We start from the raw sequence: 15,659 nt of genomic DNA on the forward strand, positions 1-15,659 counted from the left end.
AAAACTATGAAGAAATTTACTTTATGCCTACTTAGTATATTGCCTTTACAAACCTTTGCGACAGATAATTTAGTCTATGATAAACCACAACAACAATCCCTATCTCACGGCAAAATTGAATATTTTATTCAATCTAAGATAGGAGCTGGAGAAAAAAATAATGCGCAATGTGAAGATGGATTATTTTTCAATGATCACTATCTTGCTGTATTTGATGGCGCAACTGATAAATCAGGTAAAAAATATGATGGAAAGAAAGGGGGACGTGTCAGCCGTGATATTATCCAATCTGTATTTCAATCTTTGCCTCCAAATACACCAAAAGAAGACGTACTAAAACGGATCAATCAGGAATACCAAAAATTCTATGCACAAAATAAAGATATTGATTTTGAGAAAAATCCTCTCTTCCGTCCAACTGCGACATTAATTTGGTATAATTTTGATACAAATGAGCTTGTTGCAATTGGTGATTCAAAAGCAAGAATCAATGGTACCGCTTATAATGATGAAGAAAAATTAGTAGATACTCTCAATAGTGCATTGCGTGTAAAGGTAATCAAAGAACTTGGTTTAACAGACCAGCAAGTAGCAGATAATGATTTAGGTCGTTTCTATATTCTTCCATTACTAAAACGCCAAGCTGAATTCCAAAATAATCCAAATGCGCCAAAAGCATTTCAATTTTGGGCAATTGATGGGTTTGATATTCCTCCTTCTGAATTACGTGTCTGGAAATTTGATAATCGCCCTAAAATTATTGAACTGAGTTCTGATGGTTATGAAACCTACCCAAAAGAAGCAACGATTGAATCTTACGAAAAGGCATTACATCACGTATTGGAAACAGATAAGCTGAGGATCAAGCATCCTTCCACCAAAGGAGTAGCAAAAGGAAATTATAGCTTCGATGACAGAGCAGTACTCATTTATCAAGCGAAATAATGAATAAATTGCGCCACTATCGGCGCAATTTTTATCTATGCAAAAGCAATCTTCCCAAACTCCTCGAAAAAAGTGGGGAATGTTTTTGCTGTACATTTCGGATCAAGGATAGTGACTGGTGTATTTGAAAGAGCGATAAGTGCAAAGCACATTGCCATTCGGTGATCATTATAAGTTTCAATTTCTGCGTGTTTAAAATCCGTTAAAGAGAGCGGTTGTATACGGATATAATCCTCGCCTTCTTCAACTTCAGCGCCAACTTTACGCAGTTCGGTTGCCATTGCACTTAAGCGATCTGTTTCTTTGACGCGCCAATTATAAATATTGCGGATAACCGTTTCGCCTTCGGCAAATAATGCTGTCGTTGCAATGGTCATTGCGGCATCAGGGATATGATTCATATCCATATCAATGCCTTTTAATTGCCCTTTTTCGGCTTGAATAAAATCCTCTCCCCAAGTAATTTTTGCACCCATTTTTTCTAACACATCGGCAAATAAACGATCGCCTTGAATGGCGTGTTTACCAATGCCTGTTACTTTCACCTTGCCTTTAATTGCACCTGCCGCAAGAAAATAAGAAGCCGAAGAGGCATCGCCCTCCACCAAATAGCGTTTAGGTGAGATATAGCACTGGTTACCTTGCACAAAAAAGGTATGGTAATTATCGTTACGTACGGTTACCCCAAAATCTTTCATCATTGCTAGCGTGATGTCAATATAAGGTTTGGAAACCAGCTCTCCGATGATCTCTATCTCCATATCCCCTTCTGCCAATGGGGCAGCCATTAAAAGTGCGGTCAAAAATTGCGACGAAATTGAACCATCAATTCGCACTTTTCCGCCTTTTAACCCTGTATTTTGAATGGCAACAGGGGGATAGCCTTCATTTTCTAAATAGCGAATATTCGCCCCGACTTGGCGTAATGCGTCCACCAAATGTTTGATTGGACGCTCTTTCATTCTAGGTTCGCCAGTAAGAACCACTTCAGCAGGCTGTTCGCCTTTTAAACATAATGCTGCTGCCAAAGGGCGCATTGCTGTACCTGCATTGCCTAAATAGAGAGATAAGCCACTTTGCCATTGAAACGCACCGCCAATGCCTTCAATTTCGCACACGGATTTATCTTCAGAAAGCTGATATTTCACCCCAAGGGCTTGCAAGGCGTTGAGCATATGGCGAATGTCATCGCTATCAAGTAAATTGGTTACTTTTGTTGTGCCTTTCGCAAGCGCCGCAAGTAACAAAGCACGATTTGATAAACTTTTTGACCCCGGGAGGTTAATTTCTCCCTCTACCAAAGAAATAGGTTGTAGTGTTAATTTTTCCATCTTCTCTTTAGCCCTTATTTAATACATTTAAAAGTGCGGTGAAAAATTTACCATTTTCTTCCGGTAAACCAATACTCACACGCAAGTGATTAGGCATTCCGTAACCTGCGATAGGGCGAACAATCACCCCCTCACGCAATAATTCTTCATAAATAGGCTGAGCAGGACGTTTAAAATCAATGGTAATGAAATTGCCTTTGGACGGAATATATTCCAATTGATGTTGCTGGCAAAATTGCTCATAGCGTTGCATTTCAGTGCGATTATTTGCTGCCACTTTTTCTACGAAAGCATCGTCTTTCAACACAGCACTAGCGGCAGAAAGTGCCAGTACATTACAGTTAAACGGCTGGCGCACGCGGTTTAATAAATCGGCAATTTCAGGGTGAGACACCGCATAGCCAATACGTAATCCTGCTAATCCATAGGCTTTAGAAAGAGAGCGAGAAATAATTAAATTTGGATATTTTTTTGCTAATGCAAAAGAATCAATACGTTCTTCTGGACGGGTAAATTCGGTATAAGCCTCATCTAGCACAACAATAATATGGGCTGGTACTTGAGCCAAAAATTGCTCAAGTTCTTGCTGTGTAAGAAAATTTCCTGTTGGATTATTTGGGTTAGCAATAAAGATAAGTTTTGTTTTGTCATTAATGGCTTGCAAAAAGCCGTCTAAATCGTGTCCCCAATTTTTTGCCGGAATTTCTCTTGCCACTGCATTAATGGCTTTGGTAACCAAAGGATAAACAATAAAAGCATATTGCGAATAAATAATTTCATCTTTTTCACTGGCAAATGTGTGGGCGAATAATTCCAATAAATCGTTTGATCCATTACCAAGGGTAATTTGTTCTGCTTTAACGCCAAATTTTTCAGCAATGACGGTTTTTAATTCAAAACCGTTGGCATCGGGGTAACGAGTGAGATGTGGCAACTGTGCTTGAATGGCATCAATGGCACTTTGTGGAAAGCCAAAAGGATTTTCATTAGAGGCTAATTTCACAATATTTTGCACGCCAAGTTCACGTTCTAATTCTTCAATTGGTTTACCTGCTTGATAAGGGGAAAGGGATTTCACCCCTTCATTCGCAACATCAATAAATTGCATTTTTGTTCCTTGTGTTTAATGTTGATACAGCGAAGGCTTGCCCATATCAATTAGCAAGCCTTTGATAATTAATAAAATTAACGATTTTCAGTAGCAAATTTTTCCATAAACGCAATTAAGGCTTTTACCCCTTCAATCGGCATTGCGTTATAAATGGACGCCCGCATTCCACCAATCACTTTATGCCCTTTTAATGCTTGTAAGCCAACTTCTGTGGCTTCAGTAACAAACTTCATATTGAGTTCATCATTGCCTGTGCTGAAAGTAACATTCATTAAAGAGCGGTTGTTTTTTGCCACAGAATTGTGATAGAAATCGCTTTGATCTAAATAATCATAAAGCAACTGGGCTTTTTCTTGATTGCGTTTTTCGACCGCTTTCACGCCCCCTTTTGCTAATAAATACTTAAAGACTAAAGAACAGAGATACCAAGCAAACGTAGGTGGCGTGTTAATCATTGAATCACTGTTGGCTTGCACGGCATAATTCCAAATAGATGGTGTGGCTTCGCGTGCCTTACCAATTAAATCTTCACGCACAATGACAATAGTAATACCCGCAGGCCCTAGGTTTTTCTGCGCTCCTGCATAAATAATCCCAAATTGGTTAATATCCACTTCACGAGAAAGAATATTCGAAGACATATCCGCCACTAATACCGCCTTCCCCACTTTTGGCACATCAAAAATTTCTACCCCACTAATGGTTTCATTCGGGCAATAATGTACATAATCATACTGTTCCGCAATATCACTGAAATCAAGCTGTTCTACGCTTAATTCATTACCTTGCGATAAAATATTGACTTCATCCACTTCACAAAACAAACGTGCCTCTTTTGCGGCAGTCGAAGACCAATGCCCACTGGTTAAATATAAAGCTTTGCCTTTTTCACCAATTAAATTCATCGGTATGGCGGCAAATTGCCCACGGGCGCCTCCTTGCAAAAAGAGGATTTTATAATTATCAGGAATGTGATACAGCTCACGGAAATCTTTTTCAGCTTGAGTGATTAATTCCATAAATAATTTACCGCGATGGCTCACTTCCATAACAGAAGTATGCTGACCTTGCCAATTTAATAATTCTGCTTGTGCTTGCTCTAACACCTCACGAGGCATCATTGCTGGCCCCGCACTAAAATTAAATACCTGTGTCATTTTCCATTCCTAATGATGATTGTTGTGTAAAAATAATCTGCTAGTTTTATCACCTCAAAGAAAGCGAATCAATGACTTTTATTTAATTCAGAAAAATTTTTGATCTTATCCACAAAAAAGCACGGAAGTCTTTGACGAAAAAAGTAAAAAAGACTACATTAATTAACGCAATGCAATCGATAAATCTTATTGAATTTATTATTAATCTATTAGAGAGTTGAAACTTATGGAAACAGTCAATAAACAGTCTTTCCAAGATGTCTTGGAGTATGTGCGTATGTATCGTTTAAAAAACAAACTATTGCGTGATATTGATGACAATAACCGCAAAATCCGTGACAACCAAAAACGTGTTCTATTATTAGACAATCTTAATCAATATATCCGTGATGATATGAGTGTGGAAGATATTCGTGTGATTATCGAAAATATGCGTGAAGACTATGATGGCCGTGTTGATGACTACCGCATTCGTAATGCCGAACTTGCTACACAACGCCGTGAAATTAGCGCTAAAATGAAAGAGCAGAAAAAAGCACACGCTGAGCGTGTAAAAAAATAAATTATAGAAGATCAAATCTAATCTGCTAAATATAGGTTTCTAAACGAAATCATCGGGTTGGGTTTGGTCTGCTATATCACAGCATAACAATCTTCTCTCCCTCTATTTTTTTGACTTTTCCTCTAAACGTTTAAGTCCAGTATTGCTCAATTTTTCAATTGACATCAACTGTGTTCTTGCTAATTTTCTCAGTTCAACCATTCTTTCTTTTTGCTCAATTCCTTTGCCTATTAAGACGGCATTGTAGCTTTCCATATTTGCAAGCACTAACAGTTCATTTAGACTTGCATAGTCTCTCATATTCCCCTTTAAATCTGGATTTTCTTCACGCCATTGTTTCGCTCGTTTATTAAATAAAGCAACATTAAGCATATCTGCTTCACTTGCATACTTATAAGATAGCTGCTCACTTGTAAGATCCTTTAGAAGATATTCTTTGATTGCATCTGTATGAATTTTATAGTTAATTTTTGAAATTTCTCTATTCAAATTCCAATTTAATGATAATTTAGAATTTTCATCTGATTTAAGCCTCTTGTAATCTTGGATTACATACATTTTAAATTCAGCAGAAATCCAAGAAGCAAATTCAAAAGCAATATCTGTATGAGCAAATGCACCACCGTATCGCCCTCCTTTTGAAATAATGCCAATTGCTTGGGTGTTCTCTACCCATTTCTTAGGAGACAAGGTAAATGAATTATATCCAGCATCTGATTTAATTCGGTCGAATTCGACCGAATTGAAATTTACGTTATTCAAACTTTCCCATAAGCCAAGAAATTCAATAGTATCTTTCCTTCTCATCCAATTTTTAATAACATCACTTGGCTCATCACTTTTATATCTAGCAATATCAGTTAAACTTATATAATCATTTTTAAAATCTTCAGTATAAATTTGAATCGAAAAACCTTTTGCTTCAAGACTATCTTTCTTTAGTTTAAGCATAAGTTCCACCTTTATATTGATATCTATTCTGCTAATAATCGTTCTAAACGATACAGTAACAATTGTTTGTTTCGTATTAAACTTGATTGGTTGAGTTCTAAACCCTTTGTGCTTACTTCACTATTTTTATGTTATATAGCGATATAAAATCTATTTTAGAAATCACACGAAACATAAAACAAAGGGAATGCTCATTCATTCCCTTCTATTTTTTATTGCTCACTTAGTCGTTAGTGTAATACAACTTACCAATTTCGATCTTCTGCCTTCCGTTTGCTTCACGCCATTTATTAGTATCACGTAAGGAATACACGCATCCACAATATTCTTGTTGGTAGAAACGTTCACGTTTGCTGATTTCAATCATTCGTTGTGAGCCACCTCCTTTACGCCAGTTGTAGTCCCAATATTCCACATCATCATATTTCGCTGCGGCACGGTGTCCACAGCCGTTAATTTGGTTCATATCTTTCCAACGAGAAATACCTAAACAGCTGGTAAATACCGGAAAACCGTTTTCGTGCGCATATTGTGCTGCTTTTTCAAAACGCATATCAAAACACATTGTGCAACGAATACCTCGCTCCGGCTCGTTTTCCATACCTTTAGCTCGGTCGAACCAGTTTTGTCGATCATAATCAGCATCAATAAATGGAATTCCCCATTTTTCTGCAAAACGGATATTTTCTTCTTTGCGGATTAAATATTCTTTCAATGGGTGAATATTCGGGTTGTAGAAATAAATGGTAAATTCAATGCCTGAGGCGTGAATAGCTTCCATCACCTCGCCTGAACAAGGGGCGCAGCAAGAATGTAATAAAAGTTTGTTATGCCCATTTGGTAAACTCAATTTTTCACGCACAAAAGGGGCATTAGGATCTTTTTTGGCTTTGCGTGAAGTGCGGTTAGATTTTTGCGAAAATTGCACCGCACTTTGGTCTGTTTCGTAATTGGTTTGTTGTTCCATAATAAATAATAACAAAAAATAAAATTAGGTTGTTCTATCAACAGATAAATAAGCAAGGGAAATTAACGCTTGTTTATAATCACTTTGTGGCAAAATGGCAATCGCATCCACCGCTTTTTGTGCCTCTTGGCGGGCGCGTTCAATGGTGTATTCAATAGAACCATATTGTGCCATTATCACTAAGACGTCATTTAAAATTTCACGTTGTCCGCCTTGTTCAATGGCATTGCGAATTAATTGACGTTGCGTTTCATCACCGCTGTGCATCGCGTGTAATAATGGTAAGGTTGGCTTGCCTTCCGCCAGATCATCACCAATATTTTTGCCAAGCGTTTGCGCATCGGCTTGATAATCTAACACATCATCTATTAATTGAAATGCGGTGCCAAGATAACGCCCGTATTGTTGTAAGGCAAGCTCTTGCGCTTGATTAGCACCAGCAATAATCGCAGCACATTGGGTTGCGGCTTCAAATAAACGGGCTGTTTTGCTGTAAATCACCTGCATATAACTTTCTTCGCTGGTATCGGGATCGTTCATATTCATTAATTGTTGAACTTCCCCTTCGGCAATCACATTGGTGGCATCTGACATTATTTTAAGAATTTGTAGCGAATCGGTTTGTGTCATTAATTGGAAAGAACGTGTGTAAATATAATCCCCAACCAATACGCTCGCCGCATTGCCAAATTCACTATTTGCCGTTGGCTTACCGCGACGCATAGCAGATTCATCAACAACATCATCATGTAATAATGTTGCTGTGTGAGTAAACTCAATAAAGGTTGCACAGTTAATATGCCCCTCTCCTTGATACCCCAAAGCATTCGCGGCCAAGACAGCAAGCATTGGGCGAATGCGCTTGCCACCACTTTGAATTAAGTAATAACCAAGCTGATTAATCAATGAAACCTCAGAATTAAGCTGTGCCAAAATTTTGGCATTCACTTTCTGCATATCTTCATTAATTAACATTTGGATTGCGTTTATATCCATAAGATTGCGTTTATCTGTCATCGTGAATATCTACCATTGCCTAAAGTGCGGTTGATTTTACCTGATTTTCTTGGCTTTCTGAAATCAAACCAGCAAAAATCTAACTTTTTTTATTTTATTGTAAATAAGTTCTTGCTATCAGATTTGTTTTTCCGTAGAATTTGCGACCTATTTATATGAATTTTAATGTGCGCAATGAAATTAACATTAAAGCACAATATATAGCGGAGTATTTATGTACGCAGTTTTCCAAAGTGGCGGTAAACAACACCGAGTAAGCGAAGGTCAAGTTGTTCGTTTAGAAAAACTTGAAGTTTCAACTGGCGAAAGCGTTGAATTCGACTCAGTGTTAATGGTCGTTAATGGTGAAGATGTTAAAATCGGTGCACCAGTTGTTGCTGGCGCAAAAGTAGTGGCTGAAGTTGTAACTCACGGTCGTGGCGATAAAGTAAAAATCGTTAAATTCCGTCGTCGTAAACACAGTCGTAAACAACAAGGTCATCGTCAGTGGTTCACAGAAGTGAAAATCACTGGGATTCAAGCATAATTTCAGAGGAGATCAAGTAGATGGCAACTAAAAAAGCTGGTGGTTCAACTCGTAACGGTCGTGATTCTGAAGCTAAACGCCTTGGTGTGAAACGCTTCGGTGGCGAATCTGTATTAGCAGGTAGCATTATCGTTCGTCAACGTGGTACTAAATTCCACGCTGGTGCTAATGTAGGAATGGGTAGAGATCACACTTTATTCGCAACTGCTGATGGTAAAGTAAAATTTGAAGTTAAAGGCGAGAAAAACCGTAAATACGTGAGTATCGTAGCTGAATAATCTTACAAATAAACAGAATAAAATGCCTCACAGTTTTGTGGGGCTTTTTTATTATTTATAAATAAAACATTCCACCTCAAAACATTACCGAGTAAGATAGCTATGACAAACATAGCTTCACATAGCAATTTCAAGCGTTAAGGCTGATTTCGATTAAGGAGGCAGCATAATGAAACAACAACCCCTATTAGGCTTTATCTTCGCCCTAATTACAGCAATGGCTTGGGGATCATTACCCATTGCATTAAAGCAAGTATTAAATGTGATGAGCCCACAAACTATTGTTTGGTATCGTTTTATTACCGCCAGTGTTGTCCTCTTGTTATTGTTAGGTATCAGTAAAAAGCTACCCAAATTAGCAAACTTTAATCGCTATTACATTGGACTATTTATTTTTGGGGTGATTGGGCTTTCTGGCAATTTTTCTTTATTTAATACATCATTAAAGTTTGTTGAACCCTCAGTGGCACAGATTTTTATCCACCTTTCATCATTTGCAATGCTGATTTGCGGTGTCATTATTTTCAAAGAGCGGTTAGGTTTGCACCAAAAAATTGGACTAGCGGTATTAATTATCGGGCTAGGTTTATTCTTTAATAACAAATTGGGTGAGTTAGCACAATTAAATAGCTATTTTATTGGTGTATCATTAAGTATTTGTGCCGCATTAGTGTGGGTTGCTTATGGGCTTGCACAGAAATTACTCCTCCGTCAATTTACTGCCCAGCAAGTTTTATTAATGTTTTATTTTGGTTGTGCGATAGTATTTACCCCTTTTACACAGGTTTCACAAGTGCAAGGATTAAGTGGTTTAACCCTCGCTTGTTTCCTTTACTGCTGTTTAAATACCTTGATTGGCTATGGCGCTTATGCCGAAGCCTTAAATCGCTGGGAAGTGGCCAAAGTAAGCGTTGTGGTTACCCTTGTTCCTTTGTTTACTATTGTATTTTCCCATCTTTTACATCACCTTAGCCCCACTCACTTTGCTGAGCCAGAGTTAAATCAGCTTAGTTATATTGGTGCATTTGTAGTGGTGATTGGTGCAATGTTCTCAGCGATTGGACACAAATTTATAAAGAATAAGAAATAGGAGAAAAAATGAAATTTATTGATGAAGCCTTGATTCGTGTCGAGGCAGGTGATGGTGGAAATGGTTGCGTGAGCTTTCGCCGTGAAAAATTTATCCCGAAAGGTGGTCCTGATGGTGGTGATGGTGGTGATGGTGGCGATGTTTATTTAATTGCCGATGAAAACCTTAACACCCTGATTGACTACCGTTTTGAAAAACGTTTTGCGGCACAACGGGGCGAAAATGGTCGTAGCTCAGATTGTACAGGTCGTCGTGGTAAAGATATTACCTTAAGAGTGCCGGTAGGAACACGAGCCATAGACAATGATACCAAAGAGATTCTGGGCGATTTAACCCAACACGGGGCAAAAATGCTCATTGCCAAAGGGGGCTATCACGGCTTAGGTAACACCCGTTTTAAATCTTCAGTAAACCGTGCGCCACGCCAAAAAACGAATGGCACACCGGGGGAAAAACGGGATCTTTTATTAGAGCTAATGTTACTTGCCGATGTGGGAATGCTCGGCTTACCCAATGCGGGCAAATCCACCTTTATCCGAGCCGTTTCTGCGGCAAAACCGAAAGTGGCGGACTACCCTTTCACCACACTTGTACCAAGTTTAGGGGTAGCACGTATTGATGCGCATCGTAGCTTCGTGGTGGCTGATATTCCGGGCTTAATTGAAGGAGCTTCAGAGGGGGCGGGCTTAGGGATCCGTTTCTTAAAACATTTGGAGCGTTGTCGCGTGCTGATTCACCTCGTAGATATCAATCCAATTGACGGTAGCGATCCTGCGGATAACATTGCAATTATTGAAAGTGAGCTTTTCCAATATAGCGAAAAACTAGCAGAAAAAACACGCTGGTTAGTGTTTAACAAAATCGACACAATGTCTGATGAAGAAGCGCACGAGCGCGCTAAAGAGATTCTGCAACGCTTAGATTGGGACGGTGATTATTATCTAATTTCCGCCGCCACTGGCAAAAATGTTGAGCCACTTTGCCGTGATATTATGGATTATCTCGATGCCCATCCAAGGGAAGAAGAGAAAGAATCTGAAAATCCAGAAGAAGTAAAATTCAAATGGGACGATTATCACCAAGAACAACTTTCTGAACATCAATTTGATGATGAAGATGAGGATTGGGACGATTGGTCAGAAGAAGATGATGAAGGCGTAGAAATCATCTATAAACCATAAATAATTAGGGCAGAACATTCTGCCCTATTTTTCTATCCTGCAATCAAACTAAAATTCGCCCAAATAGGCAAACTCAAGGCGATAAAAAAGAGCAACAACAGCGTTTGATAACTGAACTTGGTTTTCGTCAAAATCGGCAATGCAATCATTGCTACTACAACCAAATGCAAGAAAAAATAAAGCGCTAAGGCAAATTTATTCGGAAAAATCACCGCACTTTGATGTGCAAAGTAGATCAATAACGTAGACAACACACCATTTAATAATAAGAAAATCATCATCGCAAGTGGCAATAAGGCAATAAAACTTTGCAAGCGATTTTTAGCAATCACTAAAAAAAGATTTGCCAGAATGATCCCAATAAAGCATTGCCCAAAGAAATTGTAAGGCAACAAAGCAAGCCAAGGTAGTTGCAAAAAGATCAAGCCATAAACCACCACACCAAGCACGCCAAACAAGCTAGCAAACACTAAAATGGCTTTGCGTAATTGCATATCCGCTGGTTGAAACCAGATTGCCAGCGAAAGACCAATACCGCATAAACTCACCATATCAGTCAGCACATAATGATGATTTGAGCATACACTCAGCAGTAGCCAATATCCCCAATAAACGAACAAATAGCCATTCACTGCAACTAATCGACTTCGTTGCCCATTACAAATTTGCCCTTTATAAAACACCAGTAAACAGACTAATTGTGCCGTAAGCACCGCTAAGCTCAAATGAGAAATGACTTTCGGCTGTCCTTGTAAATATAAGGCAAAGTTATCCAGTAAAAGTAACAAACAAAGTGGGATTGCACTCAGTATAAAGGTCAAAGATTGAGAGCGACTTTCTGACATAATTTTTCCTTTCTATCGTAATAAGTGGCACATTATGCAGAAATTTAAAAGTGCGGTCAAAAATCTCTGTATTTTTATCCTTGTTACACCGCCTATTCCCCTCTAAAATAACAGAAATTTTCACCGCACTTTAATGAAGGCGATTATGCTACTGAGCATTTTATATATTATCGGCATTACTGCTGAAGCAATCACAGGGGCTTTAGCCGCAGGACGCGAAAAAATGGATATTTTTGGCGTAATTATCATCGCTTCAATGACCGCCATTGGCGGCGGCTCGGTGCGAGATGTGTTGCTTGGGCATTATCCACTTGGCTGGGTGAAAAACCCTCATTATTTTTTAATTGTTGCCAGTGCGGCGGTATTAACTGTATTTATTGCCCCGTTTATTCGCCATTTTATGCGTTATTTTCGCACCATTTTCTTGGTATTAGATGCCTTAGGGCTTATCGTGTTTTCCATTATTGGCACGCAAATTGCATTAGATATGGGGCATAGCTTTACCATTGCCATTATCGCCGCCATTATTACGGGCGCATTTGGGGGCGTACTACGTGATCTTTTATGCAACCGTATCCCCCTTGTGTTCCAAAAAGAGCTCTACGCCAGCGTTGCATTATTTGCCGCAAGTATTTATATTGGTTTAAGCCAATTAACGCTTAATCATAGCCTTGTTGTAATTGTTACCCTAATCAGTGGCTTTACGATTCGGCTATTGGCAATTCGTTTTGAATGGCATTTACCCGTCTTTGATTATCAAGAACAAGAAATCGCAGAAAAGCATAGCAATGACAAATTACCGAAAAAAATAAAATAATGAAGGATAATACAATGAATTTAGAACAAATGGGAAAACAAGCCAAACAAGCGGCTTTTGTACTGGCACAATGTAGCGAAAAAGAAAAAAATCACGCCTTACAGTGCATTGCGGATCAGTTAGAACAACAAGCCGATCGCATTCTGGCTGAAAATGCTAAAGACATTCAAATTGCCAAACAAAATGGCTTATCTGACGCATTAATCGACCGCCTATTGCTCACCCCAGAACGCTTGCACGCTATTGCACAAGATGTTCGCCATATTATTTCTCTGCCCGATCCTGTTGGCAAAATTATTGATGGCGGTACGCTAGAAAGTGGGTTAAAAATTGAACGTGTTCGTGTCCCACTTGGTGTTGTTGCCACCATCTATGAAGCACGCCCGAATGTTACCATTGATGTGGCAAGCCTTTGCTTAAAAACAGGCAACGCCGTCATTCTACGCGGTGGAAAAGAAACCCAACATTCTAACAACATCTTAGTGGAAGTGATACAGCAAGCCCTATTACAAGCTAATTTACCGCAGTATGCTGTGCAAGCCATTCGCGATCCTAACCGTGAACTTGTAATGCAATTAATGAAATTAGATCGCTATGTGGATATGCTTATTCCAAGAGGTGGTGCAGCGCTACATCAACTCTGTAAAGAAAACGCCACCATTCCAGTGATTATTGGCGGTGTTGGCGTGTGCCATACGTTTGTGGAAGAAAGTGCTGATTTACAACGTGCCTTAGCCGTGATTAATAATGCAAAAACACAACGCCCAAGCACCTGCAACACACTGGAAACACTTTTAGTACAAGAAAGCATCGCCGAACAATTTTTACCGATGCTGGCTGAATTTAACCAAGCGAAAATAAAATTTCACGCAAATAGCACCGCACTTTCCTTATTAAGCAAAGCCGGGGCAGAGGTTGAGCCATTAAACACCGAAGCATTACAACAAGAATGGGGATCGCCGGATCTTAACGTAGTGATTGTAAAAGATATTGATGAAGCTATCGCCTTTATTAATCAATATGGTACGCAACATTCCGATGCGATCTTAACCAGCTCACAGCGTTTAGCACAACAATTTATCAATCAAGTCGATAGTGCGGCGGTTTATGTCAATGCAAGCACACGTTTTACCGATGGTGGACAATTTGGTCTTGGTGCAGAAGTCGCGGTGAGTACGCAAAAATTACATTCTCGTGGGCCAATGGGATTAGAAGCCCTTACTTCCTATAAATGGGTGGGCGTTGGCGATTACCTTTCTCGCCCTTAATTGAAAATTATTTGATTATCAGGGGTAAAATCTTAAAATATCGAAACGTCATTTTAGAAATGGCGTTTTTTATTGGATTTCATAAAATATTATTTGACAATGTTTGGTGAAATCGTTATTTCTAAGGCTTTAAATACAACATCTTTTATTTTTATCAGAAGGAATGAATTATGTCTCATCTATCGGTAGCAAAATTTGGTGGCACCAGTGTTGCAAATCATAGCGCAATGAGTGCCTGTGCGAACATTGTCATCGCCGATCCGAATACGCGCGTGGTTGTCCTTTCAGCCTCAGCAGGGATCACTAATTTACTGGTGGCGCTTGCTAATGGTAAAGAAGCCGAAGAGCGTAAAAAATTAATCGCAGAAGTGCGTCAAATTGAAGAAAATATCCTTGCTGAACTGCAAGACGACAGCCAAGTGCGGGCAAAAATCGAAGAGATTTTAAGCCATATCGAAACCTTAGCCGATGCCGCCAGTGTTGCAACTTCCCCAGCATTAACAGACGAACTAATCTGCCAAGGTGAAATGATGTCCACCCTACTCTTTGTTCAAGTATTAAAAGAGCTTGGCGCGAAAGCCACTTGGGTTGATGTGCGTACCATCGTTGCCACAAACAGCCACTTTGGTAAGGCAGCACCCGATGATGCGCAAACACAAAAAAATAGCGATACCTTATTAAAACCTTTATTAGCGCAAGATAATGACACAATGATCATTACACAAGGCTTCATCGGACGTGATCCACAAGGCAAAACCACCACCTTAGGACGTGGCGGTAGTGATTATTCAGCGGCTCTCTTAGCTGAAGTCTTAAATGCGAAAGATGTCTTAATTTGGACCGATGTCGCGGGGATCTACACCACCGATCCACGCATTGTAGCGAATGCAAAACGCATTGACACGATGAGCTTTGCTGAAGCCGCAGAAATGGCAACGTTCGGCGCGAAAGTGTTACACCCTGCTACCCTACTTCCAGCGGTGCGTAGTAACATTCCGGTGTTTGTTGGCTCAAGCAAAGCCCCACAAGATGGTGGTACTTGGGTAACCAAAGATCCACAACCACGCCCAACATTCCGTGCCATTGCATTACGCCGTGATCAAACATTGGTTACCCTCTCAAGCCTCAGTATGCTACACGCACAAGGCTTCCTCGCGAATATTTTTAATATCCTCGCTAAACACAAAATTTCCGTGGATACCATCACCACATCAGAAGTGAGTGTCGCCCTCACCTTAGACAAAACCGGCTCTGCCTCATCAGGTGCGGAAATGCTTTCCCCTGAATTACTGGCTGAACTCCGAGAAGTGTCAAGTGTGAAAGTGGATACAGGGCTTTCTTTAGTGGCATTAGTCGGTAATAACTTACATATTACCAGTGGTATCGCAAAACAAATTTTTGATACCTTAGAAGCCTATAATGTAAGAATGATAAGCTACGGTGCAAGCACAAATAATATCTGTATGCTAGTACAAAGCGAACAAGCAGATGATGTGGTAAGAGCATTACATCAAAATCTATTTGAATAACCCCTCATCACCGCCGCGATTCACCTCGCGGCGGTTTTTATTTCCCTCTATATTTACACAAAAAAGCACATTTATTGCACCGCA

At 39.5% G+C, this 15,659-nt stretch carries 16 protein-coding genes; 9 read left to right on the plus strand and 7 right to left on the minus strand.

Annotation, left to right across the window (positions count from 1 at the left end):
- Positions 1 to 6 precede the first annotated feature (6 nt).
- Entirely contained in the window at positions 7 to 945 is a 939-nt protein-coding gene (locus L4F93_RS00810) for a hypothetical protein (RefSeq protein ID WP_250350670.1), read from the plus strand.
- A 35-nt stretch (positions 946 to 980) separates the two neighbouring features.
- Here L4F93_RS00810 and aroA read toward each other — a convergent pair whose 3' ends face one another.
- The 3 genes from aroA to serC form a co-directional block, all read right to left on the minus strand.
- The gene (gene aroA / locus L4F93_RS00815; RefSeq protein ID WP_250350671.1) at positions 981 to 2,276 is read right to left on the minus strand and encodes a 3-phosphoshikimate 1-carboxyvinyltransferase; all 1,296 of its coding nucleotides are present in this window, start codon (positions 2,274 to 2,276) and stop codon (positions 981 to 983) included.
- A gap of 7 nt (positions 2,277 to 2,283) precedes the next feature.
- A complete protein-coding gene (gene hisC, locus L4F93_RS00820; protein ID WP_250350672.1) occupies positions 2,284 to 3,384 on the minus strand; it encodes a histidinol-phosphate transaminase in 1,101 nt (366 codons plus the stop codon).
- A 77-nt stretch (positions 3,385 to 3,461) separates the two neighbouring features.
- Positions 3,462 to 4,544, minus strand: a complete 1,083-nt coding sequence (serC, locus tag L4F93_RS00825) for a 3-phosphoserine/phosphohydroxythreonine transaminase (protein ID WP_250350673.1) — start codon at positions 4,542 to 4,544, stop codon at positions 3,462 to 3,464.
- Between the two features lie 226 nt (positions 4,545 to 4,770).
- On the opposite strand from serC, the gene L4F93_RS00830 reads away from it, so the two are divergent.
- Positions 4,771 to 5,106: a DUF496 family protein gene (locus tag L4F93_RS00830; RefSeq protein ID WP_250350674.1), complete on the plus strand. Its 336-nt coding sequence runs from the start codon at positions 4,771 to 4,773 to the stop codon at positions 5,104 to 5,106.
- 102 nt (positions 5,107 to 5,208) lie between these two features.
- Here L4F93_RS00830 and L4F93_RS00835 read toward each other — a convergent pair whose 3' ends face one another.
- From L4F93_RS00835 to ispB, 3 genes are all read right to left on the minus strand, one after another.
- On the minus strand, positions 5,209 to 6,057 hold the full coding sequence (locus L4F93_RS00835) for a KilA-N domain-containing protein (RefSeq protein ID WP_250350675.1): 849 nt from the start codon (positions 6,055 to 6,057) through the stop codon (positions 5,209 to 5,211).
- A 223-nt stretch (positions 6,058 to 6,280) separates the two neighbouring features.
- Entirely contained in the window at positions 6,281 to 7,024 is a 744-nt protein-coding gene (locus L4F93_RS00840; RefSeq protein ID WP_250350676.1) for an epoxyqueuosine reductase QueH, read from the minus strand.
- A 24-nt stretch (positions 7,025 to 7,048) separates the two neighbouring features.
- Positions 7,049 to 8,020 (minus strand): octaprenyl diphosphate synthase, encoded by a 972-nt coding sequence (gene ispB, locus L4F93_RS00845; RefSeq protein ID WP_250351715.1) that lies wholly within the window; start codon positions 8,018 to 8,020, stop codon positions 7,049 to 7,051.
- Between the two features lie 235 nt (positions 8,021 to 8,255).
- Here ispB and rplU point away from each other — a divergent pair, with 235 nt between their 5' ends.
- The 4 genes from rplU to cgtA all read left to right on the plus strand — a co-directional run bounded on the left by rplU (position 8,256) and on the right by cgtA (position 11,116).
- A complete protein-coding gene (rplU, locus tag L4F93_RS00850; RefSeq protein ID WP_250350677.1) occupies positions 8,256 to 8,567 on the plus strand; it encodes a 50S ribosomal protein L21 in 312 nt (103 codons plus the stop codon).
- 20 nt (positions 8,568 to 8,587) lie between these two features.
- Positions 8,588 to 8,845 carry a 50S ribosomal protein L27 gene (gene rpmA, locus L4F93_RS00855; RefSeq protein WP_103853279.1) on the plus strand — a complete coding sequence of 86 codons (258 nt, stop codon included), beginning with the start codon at positions 8,588 to 8,590 and terminating at the stop codon, positions 8,843 to 8,845.
- A 169-nt stretch (positions 8,846 to 9,014) separates the two neighbouring features.
- Positions 9,015 to 9,935, plus strand: a complete 921-nt coding sequence (locus L4F93_RS00860) for a DMT family transporter (RefSeq protein ID WP_250350678.1) — start codon at positions 9,015 to 9,017, stop codon at positions 9,933 to 9,935.
- 8 nt (positions 9,936 to 9,943) lie between these two features.
- Complete coding sequence (cgtA, locus tag L4F93_RS00865; RefSeq protein ID WP_250350679.1) at positions 9,944 to 11,116, plus strand: Obg family GTPase CgtA; 1,173 nt, start codon at positions 9,944 to 9,946, stop codon at positions 11,114 to 11,116.
- A 32-nt stretch (positions 11,117 to 11,148) separates the two neighbouring features.
- On the opposite strand, the gene L4F93_RS00870 is transcribed toward cgtA, so the two are convergent.
- Positions 11,149 to 11,961 carry a hypothetical protein gene (locus L4F93_RS00870; protein WP_250350680.1) on the minus strand — a complete coding sequence of 271 codons (813 nt, stop codon included), beginning with the start codon at positions 11,959 to 11,961 and terminating at the stop codon, positions 11,149 to 11,151.
- 145 nt (positions 11,962 to 12,106) lie between these two features.
- Here L4F93_RS00870 and L4F93_RS00875 point away from each other — a divergent pair, with 145 nt between their 5' ends.
- The 3 genes from L4F93_RS00875 (at position 12,107) to lysC (ending at position 15,575) form a co-directional block, all read left to right on the plus strand.
- Positions 12,107 to 12,778 carry a trimeric intracellular cation channel family protein gene (locus L4F93_RS00875; protein ID WP_250350681.1) on the plus strand — a complete coding sequence of 224 codons (672 nt, stop codon included), beginning with the start codon at positions 12,107 to 12,109 and terminating at the stop codon, positions 12,776 to 12,778.
- Between the two features lie 14 nt (positions 12,779 to 12,792).
- Complete coding sequence (gene proA, locus L4F93_RS00880; protein WP_250350682.1) at positions 12,793 to 14,046, plus strand: glutamate-5-semialdehyde dehydrogenase; 1,254 nt, start codon at positions 12,793 to 12,795, stop codon at positions 14,044 to 14,046.
- A gap of 170 nt (positions 14,047 to 14,216) precedes the next feature.
- On the plus strand, positions 14,217 to 15,575 hold the full coding sequence (gene lysC, locus L4F93_RS00885) for a lysine-sensitive aspartokinase 3 (protein ID WP_250350683.1): 1,359 nt from the start codon (positions 14,217 to 14,219) through the stop codon (positions 15,573 to 15,575).
- Positions 15,576 to 15,659: the final 84 nt, after the last annotated feature.

This window comes from Avibacterium sp. 20-132, assembly GCF_023611925.1.
Classification (GTDB): Bacteria; Pseudomonadota; Gammaproteobacteria; order Enterobacterales; family Pasteurellaceae; genus Avibacterium.

What these genes read in the sequence shown, in the direction of transcription:
- proA (WP_250350682.1), top strand. Translation starts at nt 12,793, where the DNA reads ATGAATTTAGAACAAATGGGAAAACAAGCCAAACAAGCGGCTTTTGTA.
- L4F93_RS00875 (WP_250350681.1), top strand. Translation starts at nt 12,107, where the DNA reads ATGCTACTGAGCATTTTATATATTATCGGCATTACTGCTGAAGCAATC.
- aroA (WP_250350671.1), bottom strand. Translation starts at nt 2,276, where the DNA reads ATGGAAAAATTAACACTACAACCTATTTCTTTGGTAGAGGGAGAAATT.
- lysC (WP_250350683.1), top strand. Translation starts at nt 14,217, where the DNA reads ATGTCTCATCTATCGGTAGCAAAATTTGGTGGCACCAGTGTTGCAAAT.
- rpmA (WP_103853279.1), top strand. Translation starts at nt 8,588, where the DNA reads ATGGCAACTAAAAAAGCTGGTGGTTCAACTCGTAACGGTCGTGATTCT.
- L4F93_RS00840 (WP_250350676.1), bottom strand. Translation starts at nt 7,024, where the DNA reads ATGGAACAACAAACCAATTACGAAACAGACCAAAGTGCGGTGCAATTT.
- rplU (WP_250350677.1), top strand. Translation starts at nt 8,256, where the DNA reads ATGTACGCAGTTTTCCAAAGTGGCGGTAAACAACACCGAGTAAGCGAA.
- L4F93_RS00835 (WP_250350675.1), bottom strand. Translation starts at nt 6,057, where the DNA reads ATGCTTAAACTAAAGAAAGATAGTCTTGAAGCAAAAGGTTTTTCGATT.
- ispB (WP_250351715.1), bottom strand. Translation starts at nt 8,020, where the DNA reads ATGGATATAAACGCAATCCAAATGTTAATTAATGAAGATATGCAGAAA.
- L4F93_RS00860 (WP_250350678.1), top strand. Translation starts at nt 9,015, where the DNA reads ATGAAACAACAACCCCTATTAGGCTTTATCTTCGCCCTAATTACAGCA.
- cgtA (WP_250350679.1), top strand. Translation starts at nt 9,944, where the DNA reads ATGAAATTTATTGATGAAGCCTTGATTCGTGTCGAGGCAGGTGATGGT.
- L4F93_RS00830 (WP_250350674.1), top strand. Translation starts at nt 4,771, where the DNA reads ATGGAAACAGTCAATAAACAGTCTTTCCAAGATGTCTTGGAGTATGTG.
- L4F93_RS00810 (WP_250350670.1), top strand. Translation starts at nt 7, where the DNA reads ATGAAGAAATTTACTTTATGCCTACTTAGTATATTGCCTTTACAAACC.
- hisC (WP_250350672.1), bottom strand. Translation starts at nt 3,384, where the DNA reads ATGCAATTTATTGATGTTGCGAATGAAGGGGTGAAATCCCTTTCCCCT.
- L4F93_RS00870 (WP_250350680.1), bottom strand. Translation starts at nt 11,961, where the DNA reads ATGTCAGAAAGTCGCTCTCAATCTTTGACCTTTATACTGAGTGCAATC.
- serC (WP_250350673.1), bottom strand. Translation starts at nt 4,544, where the DNA reads ATGACACAGGTATTTAATTTTAGTGCGGGGCCAGCAATGATGCCTCGT.